Here is a 19,368-nt window from a genome sequence, read left to right as displayed (position 1 = left end):
GCGGGCCGGCGGCAGACAACCGGCGTGCCGTGCCTTAACCCAGCCTGGAAACTGGCGTCACCAGTGTGGTGCGCCGGAAACCGGGCAACTTGATAATGCTCAATCGTGTATTCACAATCGCAGATCGATCCAGTCGTCAGTTTCCGCAACACCCAGGGTGAGGCGGTGCGCGGCACGATTTTCAACTTGCAGCGCAATTCGCTGGTCATGGAAATCTATAATCCATACTCGATTGTGCAGGTCAGCGAGGTGCTCAATGACGTGACCGTGCGCATGGGGGCGAAAAACGCCTACGTCGGCAAGGCCGTCGTCATCAGCAGCGTCAACACGGGCCTGACCGCCATCGTTTCCGTGACCCTGATCGACGAGTGGCGCGAGCTGAGCGATGTGGTCGTCGTCAAGGGCGCCGTGTTGAAAGAGTCGAGCGCCTTTGTCGCCGGCTGGGGCGAGCGCTTCCGCATCCGCCGCGACTACCAGATCGTCGTCAACGAAATGCGCGCCTTCCTGTCGGAAGTGGCGCGCTGGGTCGAGCAGGTCGACTTGTCCGACTCGCTGCCCAAGGAAAACGGCCGCCTGCGCCCCGATATCTTCGACGAGCTGGCCTTGCCGCTGATGGAACAGACCCAGCTTTACCTGCGCCAGCTCGAGGTGGAAGCCTCGCTGGTCGAGGAAGAGCGGGCGCCGGCCCACCGCGCCTTCGCCCAGGCGGCGCTGCACCCGCTGATCCTGCGCGCCCCGTTCGTTTTCCGCACGTTTACCAAGCCGCTCGGCTATGCGGGCGATTACCAGATGGTCAACCAGCTGCTGGACGATCCGCGCCAGGGCCCGAGCACGTATTTTCAGATCGTCAATGCGGCCTTTCTGCAGGCGGCCGTGGCGACGGCGCACCGCAACCGCATCGATATCCTGACGGAGTTTTTGGCGCAAAAGGCGGCCGCGGCGCGCGCCGCCGGGCGTGTGTATAAGGTGCTCAACGTGGGCTGCGGCCCGGCCATCGAGGTGCAGCGTTTCCTGGAAACGTGCCCCGATGCGCAATGGCTGGCCTTCGAGCTGGTCGACTTCAGCAGCGAGACGCTGGATTGGACGCGCGCGCGCCTGACCACCATCATGCAGCGCACGGGGCGCGTGGTCGAGATCGATTATGTGCACGATTCCGTGCACAACCTGCTCAAGCGCCGCCACGGCTCGGGCGCCACGGGCTTGCCCGGCAGTTTTGACGCCGTGTATTGCGCCGGCCTGTTCGACTATCTGTCCGACAAGGTGTGCGCGCGCCTGCTGATGCACTTCGCCTCGCGCGTGGGTCCCGGCGGGCGGCTGCTGGTGACGAATGTGCACGCGGATAATCCGGGCAAGTTCGGCATGGAGCATTTGCTGGAATGGCATTTGATCTATCGCAATGAAGCGGGCCTGTCGGCCTTGCTGCCCGAGCATGCAAGGGACCCGAAAATCTATGTCGACGCCACGGGCGTGAATGTGTTTGCGGAAGTGAGCATTCCTTGATCATGGATACCCCAGGCCTGCACGCCGGCTACACGGCCGTTTTGCGCGACTTCCGCCTGGAATTCAGCCGCGGCGGGGCCTACACGGGCATCGTGCTGATCCTGCTGGGCATGGGCCTCGATTCGGCCCTGTATCCGGACAAACAGTCGGCGTTCACCAGCGCGCGCATCGTCGTGTCCGTGCTGATCTTTTGCGTCGTGCTGACCATGCGCACGCGCTGGGCGCAAGACCGCATCCAGGGACTGACCTTTGTCTGGCTGATCCTGCCGCAAATCATGATCGCCTGGATGATCGCCGTCACGGAAGGCGCCACCTCGATCTATTATGTGGGCATGACCCTGGCCATCTATTCATCGGGCATCGTGCTGGCCTTCGGCCTGTGGCAAAATATGGTCTTTGGCGCGATTTCCTGCCTGCTGTATGTGGCTGCGTGCGCCTGGCATGCGGGCGGTTTCGACTTGCCAAGCACGTTTGTCGTCAACTGTTTATTCCTCATCATGTCGGCCAGCATCAGCGCCGTATTTACCTATTTTAATGAACGCGCCCGCTTCATGCTGTTCCAGCTGAAGGCGGAAGTGGCGCAAAAGAACACGCAGCTGGAAGAAACGAATAAAAGCCTGGCCGATATCAAGGGACAGATGCTGCAACAAGAGAAGATGGCCGCCATCGGCACCCTGGCCGCCGGCATGCTCCATGAAGTGAACAATCCCGTGAACTTCTGCATGATGGCCATCGAGGTGGCCATCGAAGACCCGGCCGCCAAGCAAAGCGCGCTGGTCAGCGAATGCCTGGCCGACGCGAAGCAGGGCATGCTGCGCGTGCAGCACATCGTGTCCGATTTGAAAACCTTTGCCTACCGCAAGAGCGGCAACCAACTGGAAACGGGCCACTTCCAGTTCCGCAGCGCGCTCGAGGCCGCCATCCGCGTCGTGGGCCACGAAACGAAGAACGTCAGCATCAGCCACGACTTGCCGGTCGACACCCTGGTGCGCGGCGACGAGGCGGCCATCGTGGGCGTACTGATCAATTTGCTGGGCAATGCCGTGCTGTCCATGCGCAAGGGCAATGCGCCGCCGTTCGAGATCCGCATCACGGCCCACTGGGATGACAACCGCCTGCGCATCAGCGTGCGCGACAACGGCCCCGGCATCGCCCCGGAAAACCTGGCGCGCGTGTTCGAACCGTTCTTTACCACGCGCGAAGTGGGGCAGGGCCTGGGCTTGGGCCTGAGCATCAGCTATGGCGTGATCGAGCGCCACGGCGGCACCCTCTCCGCCGAAAGCGAGCTGGGTGTATGGGCCAGCATGAATTTCGACTTGCAGCGCTCCGACTGGGAGGGCCGCTAGCATGGATAACGATAGCCGCGCCAGCGTGCTGTACGTGGACGACGAAGCGCTCGCCTGCAAGTATTTCGAGCGCGCCGTCGGCCAGCGCTACCGCGTGCTGACGGCGCAGAGCGTCGATGCTGCGCTGGCCTTGCTGAAAGACGAGGCCGGCCAGATCGACGTGCTCGTCACCGATTACCGCATGCCGGACCGCCTGGGCAGCGAATTGCTGCAGGAAGTGGCGCAGCGCTATCCGCACATCGTCTGCATGCTCGTCACCGCGTATGCGGACAAGGATGTGCTGCTCGAGCTGATCAACGGCGGCACCTTGTTCCGTTTGCTGGAAAAGCCGCTCGACCTGGCCGCCATGCAAGCGGCGCTGCAGCTGGCCGTGCAGACGGGACGCGAGCGGGCCGCCCGCCGCCAGGGCCTGGTGGCGATGGAGGAATCGCTGGCCTTTCTCGCGCATGAATTGAACACGCCGCTGGCGGCCATCGCCAATTTTGCGCGCGGCATTGCGCGCCGCGCGCAGGCGGACGCCGCACCGCAGGCCGAGATCGGCGAAGCGGCCGCCTTGATGCACGACAATGCGCGCTATTGTTTGTCCGTGCTGGCCAGCTTTGTCGACACGGTGCGCCTGGCCAGCGCCGAGCCCGGCATGCAGGGCGGACGCCGCGCCGGCAGCGCGCGCCAGCTGCTGGATGCCTTGCTCGACAGCTATCCCTTGAGCACGGACCAGCGCGCCGCCATTACGGTGGAAGTGGGCGACGATTTCTCCATTGCCGAGTCGCCCAATTGCGTCGCGCTGATTTTATCGTCGGTGCTGGCGAATGCCTTGCGTTCGGCCGGCGAGCAAGCCCGTCCTGCGATCGGCATCCGCATCGATGCGGGCCGCATCACGGTGCGCGACAATGGCGCCGGCATCGCCCCCGAGATCGTCGCACAGCTGTTGACCGACCCCGTCAGTGCCGGTGGTGGCGAAGGCAAGGGCTGGGGCATGGTGTTTTGCCACCGCATGATGCAGTCGTTCGGCGGCAACCTCGATATCGCCACCGAATTTGACACTTCCACCACGGTAACCCTGAATTTTCCAGTACATATAAGGAACGAGCATGATTGACGCCAATCTGCGTTTACCGGCTCAGCGTGAGCCGGCGCAAGGCTTGCCGACGATACTCTATGTCGATGATGAGGCCAACGCCCTCAAATACTTCCAGCGCGCCATCGCGCCGCTGGCCGACGTGCTGACGGCCACTTCGGTCGAGGAAGGCAAGCGCATACTCGACGAGCAGGCCGACCGCATCGCCGTGCTGGTCTCCGACCAGCGCATGCCCGGCGCCTACGGCAACGAGCTGCTGTCGTATTGCTGGGACCGCCATCCGCACATCGTGCGCATACTCACCACCGCGTATTCCGAGCTCGAGCACACGGTGGAAGCCGTCAATCAGGGGCAGATCCACCGCTACATCCAGAAGCCGTGGGATATCGCGGCGTTGCGCATGGAACTCAAGCAGGCGCTGGAACTGGCGCGCTTGCGCAATGAGCACGCCCAGTTGCTGCGCGAAAAGCTGATGGTGCGCCAGCGGCAAGCCGTCGCCAACCGCATCGGCACCCTGTACGCCTTGTGCGCCAGCCTGGCCGGTCCGGAACAGCAGCTGCCTGTGGAAGCGTATCTGTCGGCGGCCCTGACGGCCGGCGTCACGCCGCCCGAGCCGGACTGGTTGCTGATGGATTATGCCGACCTGGTCAGTTCGGAAGCCTTCCGCGGCACGGCCTTTGCTGCCGCCGTGCGCCAGCAGCTCGACACGCTCGAGCGCGAGCATCCGGGGCGCGGCGTGGAGCAGGCGATCGACATGCTGCTGCCCGTGTTTGGCGCGGCGCTGCAAAACCAGGGCGGGACGGCGCTGTTCCTCGATGGCCGGCTGCTGACGGAATTCCTGGAAACGCCGACCACGGCGCCCGTCTCGGCCATCCACTCGTTCTGGCTGGCCAGCTTGTTGTGGCTGGCACGGCGCGGCTGGTCATTGCAGCTCAGCAAGACGGAACTGGGCTTGCAGGGCAAGGTAGTGCAGGCTGAACCGGCGCTCACGCCGGATCACCTGGCCGCCTGGATCGAGCAGTTCTGACGGGGCCCGCAAGGGGGAGCGCCAAATAAAACAGGGCCGCGCGGGCCCTGTTGCCATGTGCTGCGAGCAGACTTAGCGTTCCGCAGCCGCCTTCAGGTTGTTCAAGCCTTTTTCAAAATCCTTGCCGATCATCCTGTCCATGCTGACGAAGACGGTCATGACCTTGCTGACGTAAGGGCTGGGGCCCGTCATGGTCCAGTTCACCTTGGTGCCGTCGCCCTCGGGTGTCATGGTAAAGGTGGTGGTGTTGTGGCTTTCGAACGGTTTCAGGAAGTCCAGCTTGATGACGGTGCGCTCGGGCTGGGCCGCTTCCGTGATTTCCATGCGGCCGGCGCCCACCTTGTCATTGCCTTGCCATGCATACTGCGCGCCCAGGCCATTGGCCGGGCCCGTAAACGTGCGGCGCATGGCCGGATCGAGCTTTTCCCACGGCGACCAGGCGGCCCAGTAATGGAAGTCCGTGATCAGGGCGGCGATTTTCTCGGGCGGGGCCTTGATGGTGATTTCGCGCTGGACACTGAAGGTGTCGGGCTTGGTGGTGGCATAGCCGAGGATGGCGGCGACGACGACAACGATCAGCAGCAGGGTTTTTTTGATCATATGCTCTCCAAATCTTGAATGGTCGATGCGAACGAATCAAGGCAATCTTAGCAGATATGAATGGCCGTGCGCGGCCTGTTGGCCTTTATTTGCGCCGGCTTTGCGCAGGGCCGCTTGCCCGCCCGCCTGCACGCCAATTTGCCGCCCCGCACAGGCGCGCACGCCAGGCTGGTGCCGGTTTGTGGCGAGGGCCGCCGTCCGCTAGAATGCTGGCCTGCAAAGATTTCAAAGGGAAATATGATTCAAGGAACGATCGCCAGGCTGACCCTGGCGTGCGGCGTGCTGGCTTCCGCCTTTGCCGCGAACCTGGCGCATGCCGATGCCTGTCCCGCCCACTACGTAGACGGCCGCAAGCCGGAAATCACCAACCCCAAGCTGGACGTGGCAACCAAAGAGCTGTGCTACAACGTGTTTGGCGTCATGCACTCGGGTATCACGCGCACGCCGCTGTGGTCGGCCGAGCACTTGACGGCGAACAATCTGGACGCGGCGCAGGATTTGTCGCGCGAAAACTCCTTCCACGCTGAACGCAAGCTGCCCGCCGCCCAGCGCGCCGAATTGGCCGACTATGCGCGCAGCGGCTTCGACCGTGGCCACATGGCGCCCAACGGCGACATGCCGGACCGCCAGAGCCAGCGCGACAGCTTTACCTTGGCTAACATGGTGCCGCAAGACGCGCGCAACAACCGCTATGTGTGGGCCGGCATCGAAGGCGCCGTGCGCAAGATGGCGAAGAAAGAGGGCGACCTGTACGTGATCACGGGCCCGGCTTTTATCGGCGGCAACCTGCGCAAGGTGGGAAGAGTCATTGTGCCCAGTCATCTGTACAAGGCCGTGTACAGCCCGCGCCAGCGCGCCGGCGCCGCCTACTTCATTGAAAACGTCGACACGAAGACGTATGAAGTGCTGAGCATTGCGCAACTGGAAGACAGGATAGGCATCGATCTGTTACCGTCGCTGACGCGCCAGCAGAAACTGCGCATGCTGAGTTTGCCCAAGGTGAAGAGCAAGTCCAAGAAATAACAAGACCGTCAAAAAGGAAATCCCATGTGCGCAAAAAAATTCGTCCCGTATGCCAATGAAAGCGATGTGCTGGAAATTGGCAGCCTGACCATCGAAAACCGTATCGACCGCATCAGCATCAGCGGCGACATCGACCTGACCCTGGACAAGCCGGGCCTGGCGCTGGCCAAGCAGCTGCAAAAACTGCTGGCCGACGTGGTGGCGCAGCTGGAAAAGCAGGAACTGCCCGACCAGCTGCCGCCGCCCGAGGTGACGTCGGTGGCCAATCCCTTCGAGTGAGTTGGCCATGGCCGGGCCGCTTTAGTATCGTCAGGCCAGGCCGGGAAGCCGTTTGAGTTCGGCCTGCAGCAAATCCCAATGCCAGATTTGCTCTGGAATATGCAATGCGCCGCCCGGCCCCGGGCGCAGCATAACTTCGGTTGCCACGCCATTTGCCATGAGCTCGCGTTGCGCCCACTGCATCACGCGACGCTGGCCCGTCAGCCAGCTGCGATGTTCAGGCGACAGCAGCGCCAGGGCGTGGGGCAAGCGACAAGCTAGGGTTTGCCGCAGGCGGACGACTGCTGCTTTGTCTGATCGCTCAAAGGCAGGTTCAAGCACGTAAGCTTGGCCGGCCGCGTCGCGGACGTCATATTTATCCTGTAGGTAGTGACTGACACGGTTTCCGCTCACAACGGTCTCGATCTTGCCTGACAGGACGTCAAGCAAGAATGCATTGACGCCGACGTAGCAATACTCGCTGCGGCCATGCACCACATATGCCTCTGAATTGGCACGGATGATCCAGTAGTCGCCGCGTTCGGACAGGACGCAACACTGGATCGCGTGCTTCATGTAGTGCGGCGACTGCGTGTCGCCTTCGCAGAACTGCAATATCATCGCTTGTGCAGCGTCAGCGCTGATCATCATTTTCGCGGCCCCCGTGACCACTGCAGATAATGCAGGGCAATTGCGATGCCGCCCATGCCGATGGCCCAGTTCCGCAGTTGCCACAGCGATGGCCCAATTTGAACGGCGTACGGTGAGATATATTTATAGAAAAACATCTGCGCCAGGTACAGGGCGAATGCGATGGACAGGATGCTGGCCCTGGCCAGGCGTCCCGGTGTGTTGCCCACCCACTCCGCGATCAAAATGACCGGCAAGGTAATAAAGATCAGCTTGTCGCGATGCAGGCTTGCCGGATAGATCTCTGTAATGCCCAGTACAATCGCATTGAGGCACCAGTAAGCATAGACGGCAGCGATGATGTACAGGCACGCGCCGATGCGCCGCCGACCGCCAGGGCTGGGGCGGGGCAGTTTCGCTGATGCAAAGTAGAGCCGGGCATCCTCACGGTACAGCAGGTAGAGGAAGGTCGCGAATGCCGGTACGGCGAACAGCAGTCGCAGGGCGAGGCTGCCCTGTGCCGGCGATTCGATGGCGATCATCACCCCTATGCCGATCATGCCCGCAATGACGTAGGCCATGCGCGCCCACCGCTGGGCGCGGAGCAGGCCAATCGCAATGAAAAAGTCGGCATAGCCAGATGCTTCAAGTAACTGCAGCGCACCGGACGCCGTGTGGCGGCCGAACAGCAGGAAATAAATGACCGCGCCGCCCGCGTTCATGAGTAACAGATAGGCAGTCACCGTGACGGCTGCAGGACGCGGGCGTCTCGCCTGGCTGCTGTCAGGCATGGTCGGCGGGAGCGTTTCTGCTCGTGGGGAATCTACTACTTCGGATGTCATGAGGAATATATATATGTGCTATGAATTTGCTACGGCAAAGTGAGCGGCAGGCGCCCGTGCGGAACGACATCCCATCCGACGGTCTGCATCGGATGGGGTTGATGCTGCGCCGGCTTACTTCGCAAACGCCTGCGCCGCCGGCGTCACGGTGACGGCCTCCGGCTTGATGTTCAGCTGCATCGCGCCGATGACCTTGTCTTCATCGAGCAGGGCCTGCGGCTTGTTGCCGTCATACTTGATGGGAGAAAACGCGTCGCTGACGAGCTTTTCCTTCAGGCCGGCCGCATCCTTGGCGACGATCACCACGGACAGGTTCTTTGCCGACAGATGCTGTTTGATGGCGCGGTTGACGTCTTGCACCGTCAGTTTCGACAAGCCGTCACGCATCAGCTTGGTGAACTCGGGCGTGCCATACCATTGCGAATCGAGCGCGTAACCGAGCTGCTGGTCTTGCGTCGACGTCATGACGAAGACGTTCTTCATCAGGTAATCGCGCGTGGTGGCAAAATCGTCCTGCGTCAGGCCGTTGTTGACGAGCTTGCCCAATTCCGTCAGCGCCACGCGCAGGGCGAAGTGGGCGTTGTCCGGCGCCACGGGGCGGATCCAGATTTCGAACAGCTGCGCCTTGCGGCCCAGGTTCGGATTCGGGAAAAACTGATACATGCCGCGCGGGAAAGCTTCGATGTACGCGTAATCGCCGTAGTTCATGCCGCGGATTTCACGGATGCGCTGGTACAGGTAGGAATTCGAGGCGCGGTGCTCGCCCAGCCACGTCTTCGCCAGCCACAGGGCGGGGAAGTCCGGGTGCGTGCGCGTCACCTCCAAAGGCAGGCCGAACGAGATGGCCGTGGCGCGCGTGTTCTTCTCGATGATTTCCACTTCCAGGCCGTTCGCCTTGCGGCCCGCGGGTTTCACGGTGGCCGGCAAGCCGGGGCCGGCCGGCAGCTTGCCCAGCGCCTGCGTCAGCGAGGCCGTCATGGCGTCGGACACGTTGCCGGAAAGGCCCACCTTGACGGCGCCCTGCACATACGCCGTCTGCCAGAACTGTTTCACGTCGTCGAGCGTGATGGCGTCGATGCCGGCGACCGTGCCCAGTACGGGATGGCCATATGGCGTGCCCGCATACACATTGGTTTGCAGGCGTTCCTTGGCGAATTCCTCTTCATTGTTGTCCTTCAGGTCCAGCAGCAGCGCATTCTTTTGCGCATCCTTCAGGCGGCGGAAGTCGTCTTCGCGGAAACCGGGCGAGAGCAGCAGCGGCAGGGCGATGGCGTTGAACTGGGTCCAGTTATCCTTGTGGATGGAACCCGTAAACGTCGTCATTTCCTTGTCCGTCTGCTGGCTGAAACTGCCGGCGAGCGGGAACAGTGCCTGGTTGACTTCGTCGATCTTGCGCTCGGACGAGCCGCCCGACGCCACCATCGCGGCCGTCAGCGCGGCCAGGCCTTCCTTGCCTTGCGGATCTTGCGCGGAACCGGCCGTAAACAGCAGCTTGTAGCGGATTTGCGGCAGCGCGGACTTTTGCACCAGCACGTCGAACTTCGCGTTCGAGGCGGCCGGCAGCAGGCTGGCCAGCTTTGGCGTCGTGGCGATGGCGGCTGCCATCGGCTGGTGCGACAGGGTGGTCACCACCAGGCCGTCATCTGTCAGGTATTTGCGCGCGGCCGCCTGCAGGTCGGCTGGCGTGAGCGTGTCGATCAGGCGGTAGTACTGGTTGATGGTGGCATACGAGCGGTCGAAATGCACGAAGGACGCCAGGGTGCCGGCGATCTGCTCCGTATTGTCGAGGGAGCGGATCAAGCCGTATTTTTCGGCCGATTTGGCGTCCGCCAGGTCTTTTTCGCTCACCGGCGTGTCGCGCAGCTGCGCCACGGTGGCCAATATCGCGTCGCGCACGTAGGCGGCGTCGTCGATGTTTTTCACGCGCGCGCCCAGCACGGCCAGGGTCGGATCGACGCGGTCCGGCGTCATCTCGAACAGCTGGTCGACCTTCTGTTCGTTCTGCACCAGGCGTTTATATAGCGGCGAGGTGCGGCCGAACGACAGCGACAGCAAGGTCGCCAGCGCGGCTTGGTCCTTGTCATTGACGGAAAACGCGGGCGCGTGGAAGCCCACGGCTACCCACGGCAGGGTCGGCGTGGGCCAGGCCACGTGCTTGTAGACGGGGCCGCGCGGCGCGGGTTCGACGGGCACGGCCGCCTGCTGCTTGCCGCGCTGCCAGCCGCTCCAGTATTTTTCCACCAGCGCGATGGCCTGCTGCGGCTCCACGTCGCCGGCGATGATGATGGTGGTGCGCTCGGGTCGGTACCAGCGGTCGAAGAACAGTTTCGAGTACGCGTACTGGTTCGGCATGTCTTCGATGTCCTGGATAAAACCCATCGTCGTATGCTTGTAGGTATGCGTCGTGTAGGCGCTGTCGCGCATCACTTCGAACAGTTTCGAGACGGGATTGGCGCTGTTCTTGTTGTATTCGCCCAGCACGGCCCGCGATTCCGTCTTGAACGCGTCTTCCGCATAGTCGAGGTGCTGGAAGCGGTCCGCCTCCACCTTCAGCACGGTTTCCAGGTCCTGCTTGGCGAACGTCGTGTGGTAATTGGTCAGGTCGTCGCTCGTATAGGCGTTCTGGCGCGCGCCGGCGCGGGTGATGACTTCCTGGTATTTCTCGGGCGGATAGGCCTTGGTGCCGCGGAACATCATGTGCTCGAAGAAATGCGCGAAGCCGGACTTGCCCGGTTCGACTTCATTGCGCGAACCTGTCTGCACGGGAATCTGCAGCGAGACCAGGTTCGGGAAGCCGGTCGGCACGACGATGATTTTCAAGCCGTTGGCCAGGGTTTTTTCCGTGGCCTTGAACGGCAGCAAATCGGCCTTGGCGGCGGTGGCGCCGTGGGCGGCGGCCGGTTTGACGGGCGCCGCACCCAGGTTCGACGCGGCCATGGCCGACAGGGCCAGGGCGAAAACGGGTAATAAAGCGGGCATGATTCTTGACACGGGGGCTCCTTCTTTTTTGGATGTTATGAAAGTGCAACGCCGCAGCATAGAATATTCATGCCGCCGTGCATAGGGGCAAGGCGTTTTGGCATGAAGGGGCGGCCCCGTCAGGGCAGGCAAGGCGTGCCGCAGGGACAGGTGCTCAGGTCAGCGTCGTTTCCGGCAGGCTGATGCGGTTGCGGCCCAGGTGCTTGGCGCGGTACAGGGCGCAGTCGGCCGTGTGGATCAACTGCCCCAGTTCCGTGCCGGGACCGGGCAGGGCCGTGGCGGCGCCGATGCTGACGGTGACGCAGGCGCCGTCGGGACGCTTGCGCGGCAGCTGCAGCCGTTCCACGCGCTGGCGGATGCGTTCGGCCACGATGGCCGCGCCCTTGAGCGACTGGTTCGGCAGGATGACGGCAAATTCTTCGCCGCCGTAGCGGGCCACCAGGTCGTTCGTGCGCATTTCGCTGGCCACGGCGCCGGCCACCTTGCGCAGGCACAGGTCGCCGCCCTGGTGGCCGTGGCTGTCGTTATATTCCTTGAAATTGTCGACGTCGACCATCAGCAGCGACAGGGGCTGCTCCTGCCGCTGCGCGCGCTGCCACTCGGCCAGGATGGTGTCGTCGAAGCAACGCCGGTTGGCCAGCCCCGTCAAGCCATCGCGCGTGGCCAGGCGTTCCAGTTCCACCTGCGCGCGTTTTTCATCGGTCATGTCGCGCAGGGTTTCGACCACGGCGATCAGTTCACCGTGATTGCCATGGATGGGACTGGCATCGACGGCCAGGTAGCGCCGCCGCCCCGTGCGCGGCATGTCGCACCAGTTTTCCGCGCACAGGTTGCTGCCCGTGCCGCTGCGATATTGTTGCTGGGCATGCAGGGCGCGCATGTCGCCGCCGCGCCCGGACAGCAGCAGGTCGGCCAGGGTGGGGCGCTCGTCGTTATAAAAGCAGCGGCCCGGCTCGCGCGCGCCCAGCACTTCGGACGCTGGCACGCCCGTCAGCTGCTCGCAGGCGCGGTTCCAGATCATCACCCTGCCATGCACATCGAGTACGAAGGTCGGCACGACCAGTAATTCCATCATCTTGACGGCGAAACCCTGGGCTTCACCATACGGCGATACGCTGGCATGTGCGTGGCTATCCGGCATGAAAGCATCCTTCTTGGGCGTGAGTGGGGGCTGGTTCGTTGGCCATGATGCAGTGTGGCGGGCCGAAGGTGTTGATATTGAGCAATATTTTCAGCGATGGGCCATCGCCTCGTCATGGCGGACCGGCAGCGGCAGCGACAGGCGCAAGGTGGTGCCGGCGCCGCTGCGGCTGTCGATGTGCAGGCTGCCGCCGGCGGCGGCCACGCGCTCATGCATGCCGGACAGGCCGCAACCGAGGCGCGGCGGCGAGCCCGGCAGCCCTATGCCGTCGTCGCGGATGCGGCATTCCACGGTGGCGCCCGCTTGCTGCAGGCACAGCCGGACATGCGTGGCGCGCGCGTGGCGGGCGATATTGGCCAGCGCTTCCTGCACCACGTGGTACAGCAAGGCGCCGTGCGCGCGGCCGGCGGCGGCGTCGAGCCGGTAATCGAAACGGCAATCAATGCCCGTGGTGCGCCGGAAGTCGGCCAACAGCTCTTCGCATGCTGCTTGCAGCCCGGCGTCGAGGGCGGGCGGGCGCAAGTCATGGATGACGCAGCGCAGTGCAGCGATGCTGAGGTCGACATTGCGCACGATCACGGCCAGTTGCTGCGCCAGCTGGGGCGCCGTGCCATGCGTGCTGGTCTGCAGCATGGACAGGTCGATCTTCAAGGTCAGCAGATGCTGGCCCAGGTCGTCGTGGATGTCGCGCCCGATGCGCTGGCGCTCTTGTTCGCGCGCCTGCTGCTGCCCGCTGGCCAGGCGCTCCTGCTCGGCGTCCGCGCGCAGCTGTTCCAGCGCCCGCAGGCGCAGCGCCAGGCGGTGCTGGCGCCACAGCATCAGCGCCAGCGCACCGCACAGGATGGCGCAGGCCAGCATCAGGCGCAAGGGCGTGCCGGTCTGCAGTATCGGGCCGGCGGCGTAACCGGCGTGCAGAGAAGCGAGTGCGCCGGCCGCCAGGCAAGCCAGAATGCTCAGGCGACACGGCGGGCGTAGCCAGCGTTGCATCATTTTCTCGCTCCCTAAATGTTTTCCAGCAGGCAATGTTCTTACAGAAAATATATTAACCATGGGTTATTTATATTGTCTAAACGCAAAAGCTGCGCAGTTTTGACGGCCGCTGTGGCTTTCTTGCTGCCGGATGCCGCGGCGCCAGACGGCGGGCACGGCATTTGCACGGAAAGTGTCGTGGCGGCATATAATAGAGGGTTGTCAATCGGCTTTTGCGGTGACGGTGCGGTGCGCCGGCCTCGATGCGTTCGCCCTGCGCGATGACGCCAGCCAGCTCTTAGGAAATACAGTGACTTATAGCATCAAAGAGATTTTTTACACCCTGCAGGGCGAAGGTGCGCACGCGGGCCGTCCGGCCGTGTTTTGCCGCTTTTCCGGCTGCAACCTGTGGACGGGCCGCGAAAGCGACCGCGCCACGGCCGTGTGCCAGTTCTGCGACACGGATTTCGTCGGCACCGATGGCGAACTGGGCGGCAAGTTCAAGACGCCCGAGGAGCTGGCCGCGCTGATCGACAGCCTGTGGCCGGCCAGCTACGCGCCGAGCAAATACGTCGTGTTTACGGGCGGCGAACCGTTGCTGCAGCTGGACACGGCCCTGATCGATGCCATGCACGCGGTCGGCTTTACCATCGCCATCGAAACCAATGGCACCTTGCCCGTGCCGGCCGGCGTGGACTGGATCTGCGTCAGCCCGAAGATGGGTTCGACACTGGTCGTCCACAAGGGCAATGAGATCAAGGTCGTCATCCCCCAGTTCCAGCAAGACCTGGCCGCCTACGAAGGGCTCGACTTCGAGAACTTCTTCGTGCAGGCGATGGATGGCCCCCTGGCCGCGCACAACATGAAGCTGGCCATCGAGACGTGCAAAAGCAACCCGAAGTGGAAGCTGAGCCTGCAAACCCATAAACTCCTGCAAATACCTTAATAAAACAATATGCTGACTATCACACGCAAGCTCGAATTCGACGCGGGCCACCGCATTCCCGACCACAAAAGCCAGTGCCGCAACCTGCACGGCCACCGCTACACGGTGGAAATCACGCTGGTCGGCAAGGTCATCGAAGCGGAAGGCAATTCCGACAATGGCATGATCATGGATTTTTCCGACGTGAAAACCCTGGCCAAGCAGCACCTGGTCGATGTGTGGGACCACGCCTTCCTCGTTTATGAGAAAGACACGGCCGTGCGCGATTTCCTGGCCAGCCTGCCCGACCATAAAACCGTCGTCATCGACCGTATCCCGACGGTGGAAAACCTGGCGCGCATCGCCTTCGAGATACTGAAAGCGGCGTTCACCGACCATTTCGGCACGGGCTTGCACCTGCATAAACTGGTGCTGCATGAAACGCCAAATTGCTGGGCAGAAGTGACCGATGACTGAAATGCACGCTGGCGCGCGCGATGCGCGCTACATGCAGCTGGCCCTGGAGCAGGCCCAGCACGCATGGGACCTGGGCGAAGTGCCCGTCGGCGCCGTCGTCGTCAAGGATGACGAAGTCATCGCCGTGGGCTACAACCAGCCCATCGGCCGCCACGACCCCACGGCGCACGCGGAAGTGATGGCCTTGCGCGCCGCCGCCGAAAAGCTGGGCAACTACCGGCTGCCCGGCTGCGAGCTGTACGTGACCCTGGAGCCGTGCGTGATGTGTTCGGGCGCCATGCTGCATGCCCGGCTGGCGCGCGTGGTCTACGGCGCGGGCGACCCGAAGACGGGCGCCTGCGGCTCCGTGCTGAACCTGTTCGAGCAGCCCGCGCTGAACCACCAGACGGCGATCGTTGGCGGGGTGCTGGCCGACGAGTGCGGCGCTTTTCTCAAGCGTTTCTTTGCCGAGCGCCGCCGTGCGCAGGCGGAAGCGCGCAAGCTGGCCAGTCCGGCTACCTGACGCCGGGCAGGGCAGGGCCGCCATGGCTTTGCCAGAATGCCAGCCATCCCTTGCCAGCCATCCGGCTGGCATTTTTATAATTGTTGCGAAATAACATCTGTCTAGACCAATTGCCATTCTCAAATGAGAATGATTCGTGTTACAGTATTGTTTTCGCCAGCAAACTTTCCTTATGCATCGTTAACACTTTCGTTATCGATCCGGGTTCAAGAGCCAGCCTCCACTCTTAAACCGGACCATCATGACTACTGTGCTTCCGCAGCGCACCGCTGCACCCGTCGTATTCTCAGCTCATCTGCCTGCCCGCCGCCATAACCTGGTGCTGCGCGCCGCCTTGCTGGGCCTGTTCGCGGCGCCGATGCTGCCTGCTCTCGCGCAGACGGCCGCCATCAATGCGGGCACGGCCGCTCAGGAGCCGGCCAAGTTGCCTGTCTTCCCGGAAATCGTCGTCAACGCCAAGCAGGACTATGAGCGCCGCGCCGGCACCAAGACGGTCGTCACGGCGGACGACCTGGAGCGCCGCAATGTCACCGAGATGGGCGGCATCGTGCGCTATTTGCCCTTGATCAGTGCGCCGGCGGCGGCCTCGGGCAGCGGCAGCGTGTGGGACGGCTCTGGCAATACCGGTTACAACATCCGCGGCCTGGAAGGCAACCGGGTCAGCCTGGAACTCGACGGCATCTCGCTGCCCGACGCGGCGCCCAAGCCGGACGGCAACACCCTCAACGCTTTCGCCACGGGTCGTGATTATTTTGATCCGGAAACCTTCCGCGAAGTGCGCATCGATTCGGGCACGACGGCCGCCAGCGGCGCCAATCCCGGCCTGGGCGGCGGCGTGGCCTTCATCACCAAGTCGCCCGAGGATTACCTGGGCGAAGGGCAAGACCATTACGTGGCCTATAAATACGGCCGCGCCACGGCCGACCGCAGCAATGCGCACACCCTGACGGGCGCCGCCAAAATCGGCGCCAATCTGCAGGGCCTGGCCGTCTACGTGCACCGCGATGGCGAGCAGATGGACAGCCGCGGTACCACGCCCGTCAACCCGGACGACTGGCATTCGAACGCCTTGCTGTCCAAGCTCGTGTGGACCTTGCCTGGCGAACAGAAGCTGGACTTGACGGTCGACATGTTCGAGCGCAAGAACAAGCGCGACCTGCGCAGCAAGGTCAGCACGTATTATCCGACGGGCGTGCAGCAGGATTCCACCACCAAGCGCACGCGCGTGAGCCTGGGCCACGACGTGGTGCTCAAGGATTTTGCCCTGTTCGACCGCCTGACGTCGAAGGTCTATCTGCAGAACGCGAAAACCGAGGACAAGACGCAAGGCCTCTACACGTTCGGCAGTCCGGCCCGGCGCGCCATCGATACCAATTTCAAGAATGACAGCATCGGCCTGACGTCGGAAGCGTTCAAGCAGCTCAATGCGGACAACGCGCTGCTGTACGGCGTGCAGCTGGAACAGCTGAAAACGCGCCGTCCGTGGCGCGAAGACCGCGTCATCGTCGCCACGGGCCAGCATCAGGTCACCAACAAGAACCGCATGGCCGACATGGACACGAGCAAGCTGGCCCTGTATGTGCGCGACGATCTCAGTTTCAATCTGGCGGGCAAGAAAGCCGTGCTGACGCCGGGCTTGCGTGCCGACTACCGCAAGAACGAACCGAAAAACCTGCAAACCTATGCGATCGCCGTGCCGAACGCGGCCAAGGAAGTGCGCAAAGAGAGCGACACCTATTTCACGCCCAGCCTGAGCCTGTCCGTGGAAGTCTTGCCGCAGATGAACGCCTACGCCACCTTCACGCGCGGCACGCGCCTGCCGACGGCGGCCGAGCGCACGGGCACCTACGACTCGTTCAGCTATACGGGCACGGGGCAGGGCTATGCCGTGCTGGGCAATGCGAACTTGCGCAAGGAAACGAGCAAGGCGTATGAACTGGGCCTGAAGGGCGACGTCATCAGGGGCTTGAGCATGCACGCGTCCGTCTATCAGACGGAATACACGGACATGATCGACTACGTGATGCAAAAAGATGATCCGGTGAACTACCCCACCATCACGCGCGGCCTGTTCCGCCCGGAAAACATCGGCAATGCCCGCACCTGGGGCGCCGAGCTGACCCTGCGCGCCGAGCTGGGCGCCTGGGCGCCGGCCATGCAGGGCTACCACGTGGACCTGGCGACCGGCGTGGCCAAGGGCCGTTCCTTCAATACCCAGACGGGCGAGAGCGGCGGCCTGAACTCGGTGGCGCCGGCCAAGTCGGCCTTGACCTTCGGCTACGACCATGCGAACCAGCTGTTCGGCCTGGCGCTGACGGCCGTGCATGCGGGCGCCAAGCAGGCGCCGGAAAACCTGCTGATCGGCGATGCTGGCCCGCTGTTTACCGTGCCGTCGTACACCATCTTCGACCTGTCGACGTACTGGAACGTGCACAAAAACGCGAAGATCGTCGTCGGCGTGTACAACTTGACGGATCGCAAGTATTGGGACTACGCCGCCTCGCGCAGCCTGGCCGCCGGCACCACGGCCGCCAGCCGCGCCGAGATCGAGCGCTACGCCAAACCGGGCCGCAACGTCGCAGCCAGCCTCAGCGTCAATTTCTAAATTTTTACCGGGGAGGGGCGCCTGCCCCTCTTATTTTCCATATTTGATTGAATGGTCTCTCTATGAAGTTATCCAAACTCGTTCTATCCCTGCTAGGCAGCCTGCTGATTGCAAACGCATATGCGGCCCCAGCCACCCTGGCGGAACGCTGGTCCACCTTGCGCACGGAACAGCCGAAGCTGCAGATCCGCGACGCGGCGCGCGCGCTGGGCGTGTCCGAAGCGCAATTGCTGGCAACCAACATCGGCAAGGGCGTCACGCGCCTGCAGGCGGACGGCAACCAGCCGCGCGAAATCATGCGCGCCGCACTGGACCTGGGCCTCGTGCAAGCGATCACGCGCAATGAAAACGGCGTCATCGAAACGACGGGCGTCGCCAGCAAGTTCAAGCAGGCGGGCGACAAGTCCGAGCAGGCCGACGCCAAGGACCCGGAAACGGAAGCGCGCCAGCGCAATATCGCGGGCGGCTACCTGGGCGGCCAGATCGACCTGCGTTTCCACTTTGAAAACTGGAAGTACGCATTTGCCGTGGAACAAGCGGGCCGCGACGGCAAGCCGACGCGCAGCCTGCAATTCTTTGACGCCAACGGCACGGCCGTGCACAAAATCTACCTGCGCAACGAGCCTGGCGTGGCCGTCTACGATAAATTGGTGGCCACCTTCCGCGCGCCGCAGCAAAGCGCGGAACTGAACGTGCTGGCCGTGGCGCCGAAGGCGGCGGAAAAGCCGGACAGCGAGATCGACGTCAAGGAATTCCAGCTGGCCTGGAAAGACATGACGGACGTGCACCAGTTTGCGCAAATCATGCGCGAATTCCACCTGACGCGCGAGCAGGCGCTGCGCCTGGCGCCGGCCGGCGTGGTCGAGCGCGTGACGCCGCAAGCGCTGCGCACCCTGCTGGAAAACGCGGCCAAGGACAAGGTCGCCATCATGGTCTTCCTGGGTAATGAAGGTTTGACGCAGATCTACAGCGGCAAGATCGAAAAAACCATGGCGGCCGGCGGCTTCTTCAACGTGCTGGACCCGGACTTCAACCTGCACATCCGCGACACGGCCCTGCGCAGCGGCTGGGTCGTCAAGCGCGGCGGCGTCACGTCCGTCGAGTTCTTCGACAACGACGGCACGCAAGTGGTCTCCTTCTTCGGCGTGCGCGAGCGGGGCAAACCGCAGCCGCAAAGCTGGGTGGATCTGGCCGATAGTCTGCCAAAGGCAAAATAAGGTTTTTGCAAGTTGATGAGTATCAGCACGTGACAGAACCGTAGCGAGCGGAAGCGAATTGTGGTCGAGAAGCGCAACCGTACTTTAGGTACGGTGAGCATCGCAGGCCGCAAGTCGCGACGCGCAGTAGGTTATGTCATGTGCGACCAGAGCAACACTTCAGTGTGGGTGCCGCGTGCCGGTCTCATGTCTGAAGCACAATAGTGGTATGCTGATTGCAAGGCCGCAGCGATCGTGTCTGCGTGCTGG

The 19,368-nt window shown here is 63.0% G+C and carries 17 protein-coding genes; 11 read left to right on the top strand and 6 right to left on the bottom strand.

Going from position 1 to position 19,368, the window contains the following annotated elements:
- The first annotated feature begins 105 nt into the window (after positions 1-105).
- From JAB4_RS16965 to JAB4_RS16950, 4 genes are read left to right on the top strand one after another with little or no spacing between them, the layout of a single operon-like run.
- Positions 106-1,500, top strand: coding sequence for a class I SAM-dependent methyltransferase (locus JAB4_RS16965; RefSeq protein WP_070218415.1), 1,395 nt, complete (start codon positions 106-108; stop codon positions 1,498-1,500).
- A 2-nt stretch (positions 1,501-1,502) separates the two neighbouring features.
- Positions 1,503-2,846, top strand: coding sequence for a HAMP domain-containing sensor histidine kinase (locus JAB4_RS16960; RefSeq protein WP_070218414.1), 1,344 nt, complete (start codon positions 1,503-1,505; stop codon positions 2,844-2,846).
- 1 nt (position 2,847) lies between these two features.
- Complete coding sequence (locus JAB4_RS16955; RefSeq protein WP_070218413.1) at positions 2,848-3,945, top strand: hybrid sensor histidine kinase/response regulator; 1,098 nt, start codon at positions 2,848-2,850, stop codon at positions 3,943-3,945.
- The gene (locus tag JAB4_RS16950; protein ID WP_070218412.1) at positions 3,938-4,951 is read left to right on the top strand and encodes a response regulator; all 1,014 of its coding nucleotides are present in this window, start codon (positions 3,938-3,940) and stop codon (positions 4,949-4,951) included. Before JAB4_RS16955 ends, JAB4_RS16950 begins: the two co-directional genes overlap by 8 nt.
- A 72-nt stretch (positions 4,952-5,023) precedes the next feature.
- Here JAB4_RS16950 and JAB4_RS16945 read toward each other — a convergent pair whose 3' ends face one another.
- A complete protein-coding gene (locus JAB4_RS16945) occupies positions 5,024-5,551 on the bottom strand; it encodes an SRPBCC family protein (RefSeq protein ID WP_034755971.1) in 528 nt (175 codons plus the stop codon).
- 237 nt (positions 5,552-5,788) lie between these two features.
- Between JAB4_RS16945 and JAB4_RS16940 the strand changes: the two genes are divergently transcribed.
- A complete protein-coding gene (locus tag JAB4_RS16940) occupies positions 5,789-6,574 on the top strand; it encodes a DNA/RNA non-specific endonuclease (RefSeq protein WP_070218550.1) in 786 nt (261 codons plus the stop codon).
- A gap of 24 nt (positions 6,575-6,598) precedes the next feature.
- A complete protein-coding gene (locus JAB4_RS16935; protein WP_070218411.1) occupies positions 6,599-6,853 on the top strand; it encodes a hypothetical protein in 255 nt (84 codons plus the stop codon).
- Positions 6,854-6,883: 30 nt separating this feature from the next.
- Here the strand turns inward: JAB4_RS16935 and JAB4_RS16930 are convergent, their stop codons facing one another.
- From JAB4_RS16930 to JAB4_RS16910, 5 genes are all read right to left on the bottom strand, one after another.
- Positions 6,884-7,483, bottom strand: a complete 600-nt coding sequence (locus tag JAB4_RS16930; protein ID WP_070218410.1) for a hypothetical protein — start codon at positions 7,481-7,483, stop codon at positions 6,884-6,886.
- On the bottom strand, positions 7,480-8,253 hold the full coding sequence (locus JAB4_RS16925) for a hypothetical protein (protein WP_139143682.1): 774 nt from the start codon (positions 8,251-8,253) through the stop codon (positions 7,480-7,482). The genes JAB4_RS16930 and JAB4_RS16925 overlap by 4 nt, the downstream gene beginning before the upstream one ends.
- Before the next feature lie 165 nt (positions 8,254-8,418).
- Positions 8,419-11,295, bottom strand: coding sequence for a pitrilysin family protein (locus tag JAB4_RS16920; protein WP_227741973.1), 2,877 nt, complete (start codon positions 11,293-11,295; stop codon positions 8,419-8,421).
- Between the two features lie 142 nt (positions 11,296-11,437).
- On the bottom strand, positions 11,438-12,424 hold the full coding sequence (locus JAB4_RS16915; protein WP_070218408.1) for a diguanylate cyclase: 987 nt from the start codon (positions 12,422-12,424) through the stop codon (positions 11,438-11,440).
- A 90-nt stretch (positions 12,425-12,514) separates the two neighbouring features.
- Complete coding sequence (locus JAB4_RS16910) at positions 12,515-13,414, bottom strand: sensor histidine kinase (protein WP_070218407.1); 900 nt, start codon at positions 13,412-13,414, stop codon at positions 12,515-12,517.
- A 289-nt stretch (positions 13,415-13,703) separates the two neighbouring features.
- Between JAB4_RS16910 and queE the strand changes: the two genes are divergently transcribed.
- From queE to JAB4_RS16885, 5 genes are all read left to right on the top strand, one after another.
- Entirely contained in the window at positions 13,704-14,339 is a 636-nt protein-coding gene (gene queE, locus JAB4_RS16905) for a 7-carboxy-7-deazaguanine synthase (protein WP_070218406.1), read from the top strand.
- A gap of 9 nt (positions 14,340-14,348) precedes the next feature.
- Positions 14,349-14,795 (top strand): 6-carboxytetrahydropterin synthase QueD, encoded by a 447-nt coding sequence (queD, locus tag JAB4_RS16900; protein ID WP_035819191.1) that lies wholly within the window; start codon positions 14,349-14,351, stop codon positions 14,793-14,795.
- A complete protein-coding gene (gene tadA, locus JAB4_RS16895) occupies positions 14,788-15,297 on the top strand; it encodes a tRNA adenosine(34) deaminase TadA (protein WP_070218405.1) in 510 nt (169 codons plus the stop codon). The genes queD and tadA overlap by 8 nt, the downstream gene beginning before the upstream one ends.
- 241 nt (positions 15,298-15,538) lie before the next feature.
- Positions 15,539-17,902, top strand: coding sequence for a TonB-dependent hemoglobin/transferrin/lactoferrin family receptor (locus JAB4_RS16890; protein ID WP_070218404.1), 2,364 nt, complete (start codon positions 15,539-15,541; stop codon positions 17,900-17,902).
- 62 nt (positions 17,903-17,964) lie between these two features.
- The gene (locus JAB4_RS16885; protein ID WP_070218403.1) at positions 17,965-19,119 is read left to right on the top strand and encodes a ChuX/HutX family heme-like substrate-binding protein; all 1,155 of its coding nucleotides are present in this window, start codon (positions 17,965-17,967) and stop codon (positions 19,117-19,119) included.
- Positions 19,120-19,368 lie beyond the last annotated feature (249 nt).

Origin of the sequence: Janthinobacterium sp. HH102 (assembly GCF_001758625.2) — a bacterium.
Lineage (GTDB): Bacteria > Pseudomonadota > Gammaproteobacteria > Burkholderiales > Burkholderiaceae_D > Janthinobacterium.
Note: the sequence above shows the minus strand (reverse complement) of the source record. Positions and strands in the feature narration are given on the sequence as shown.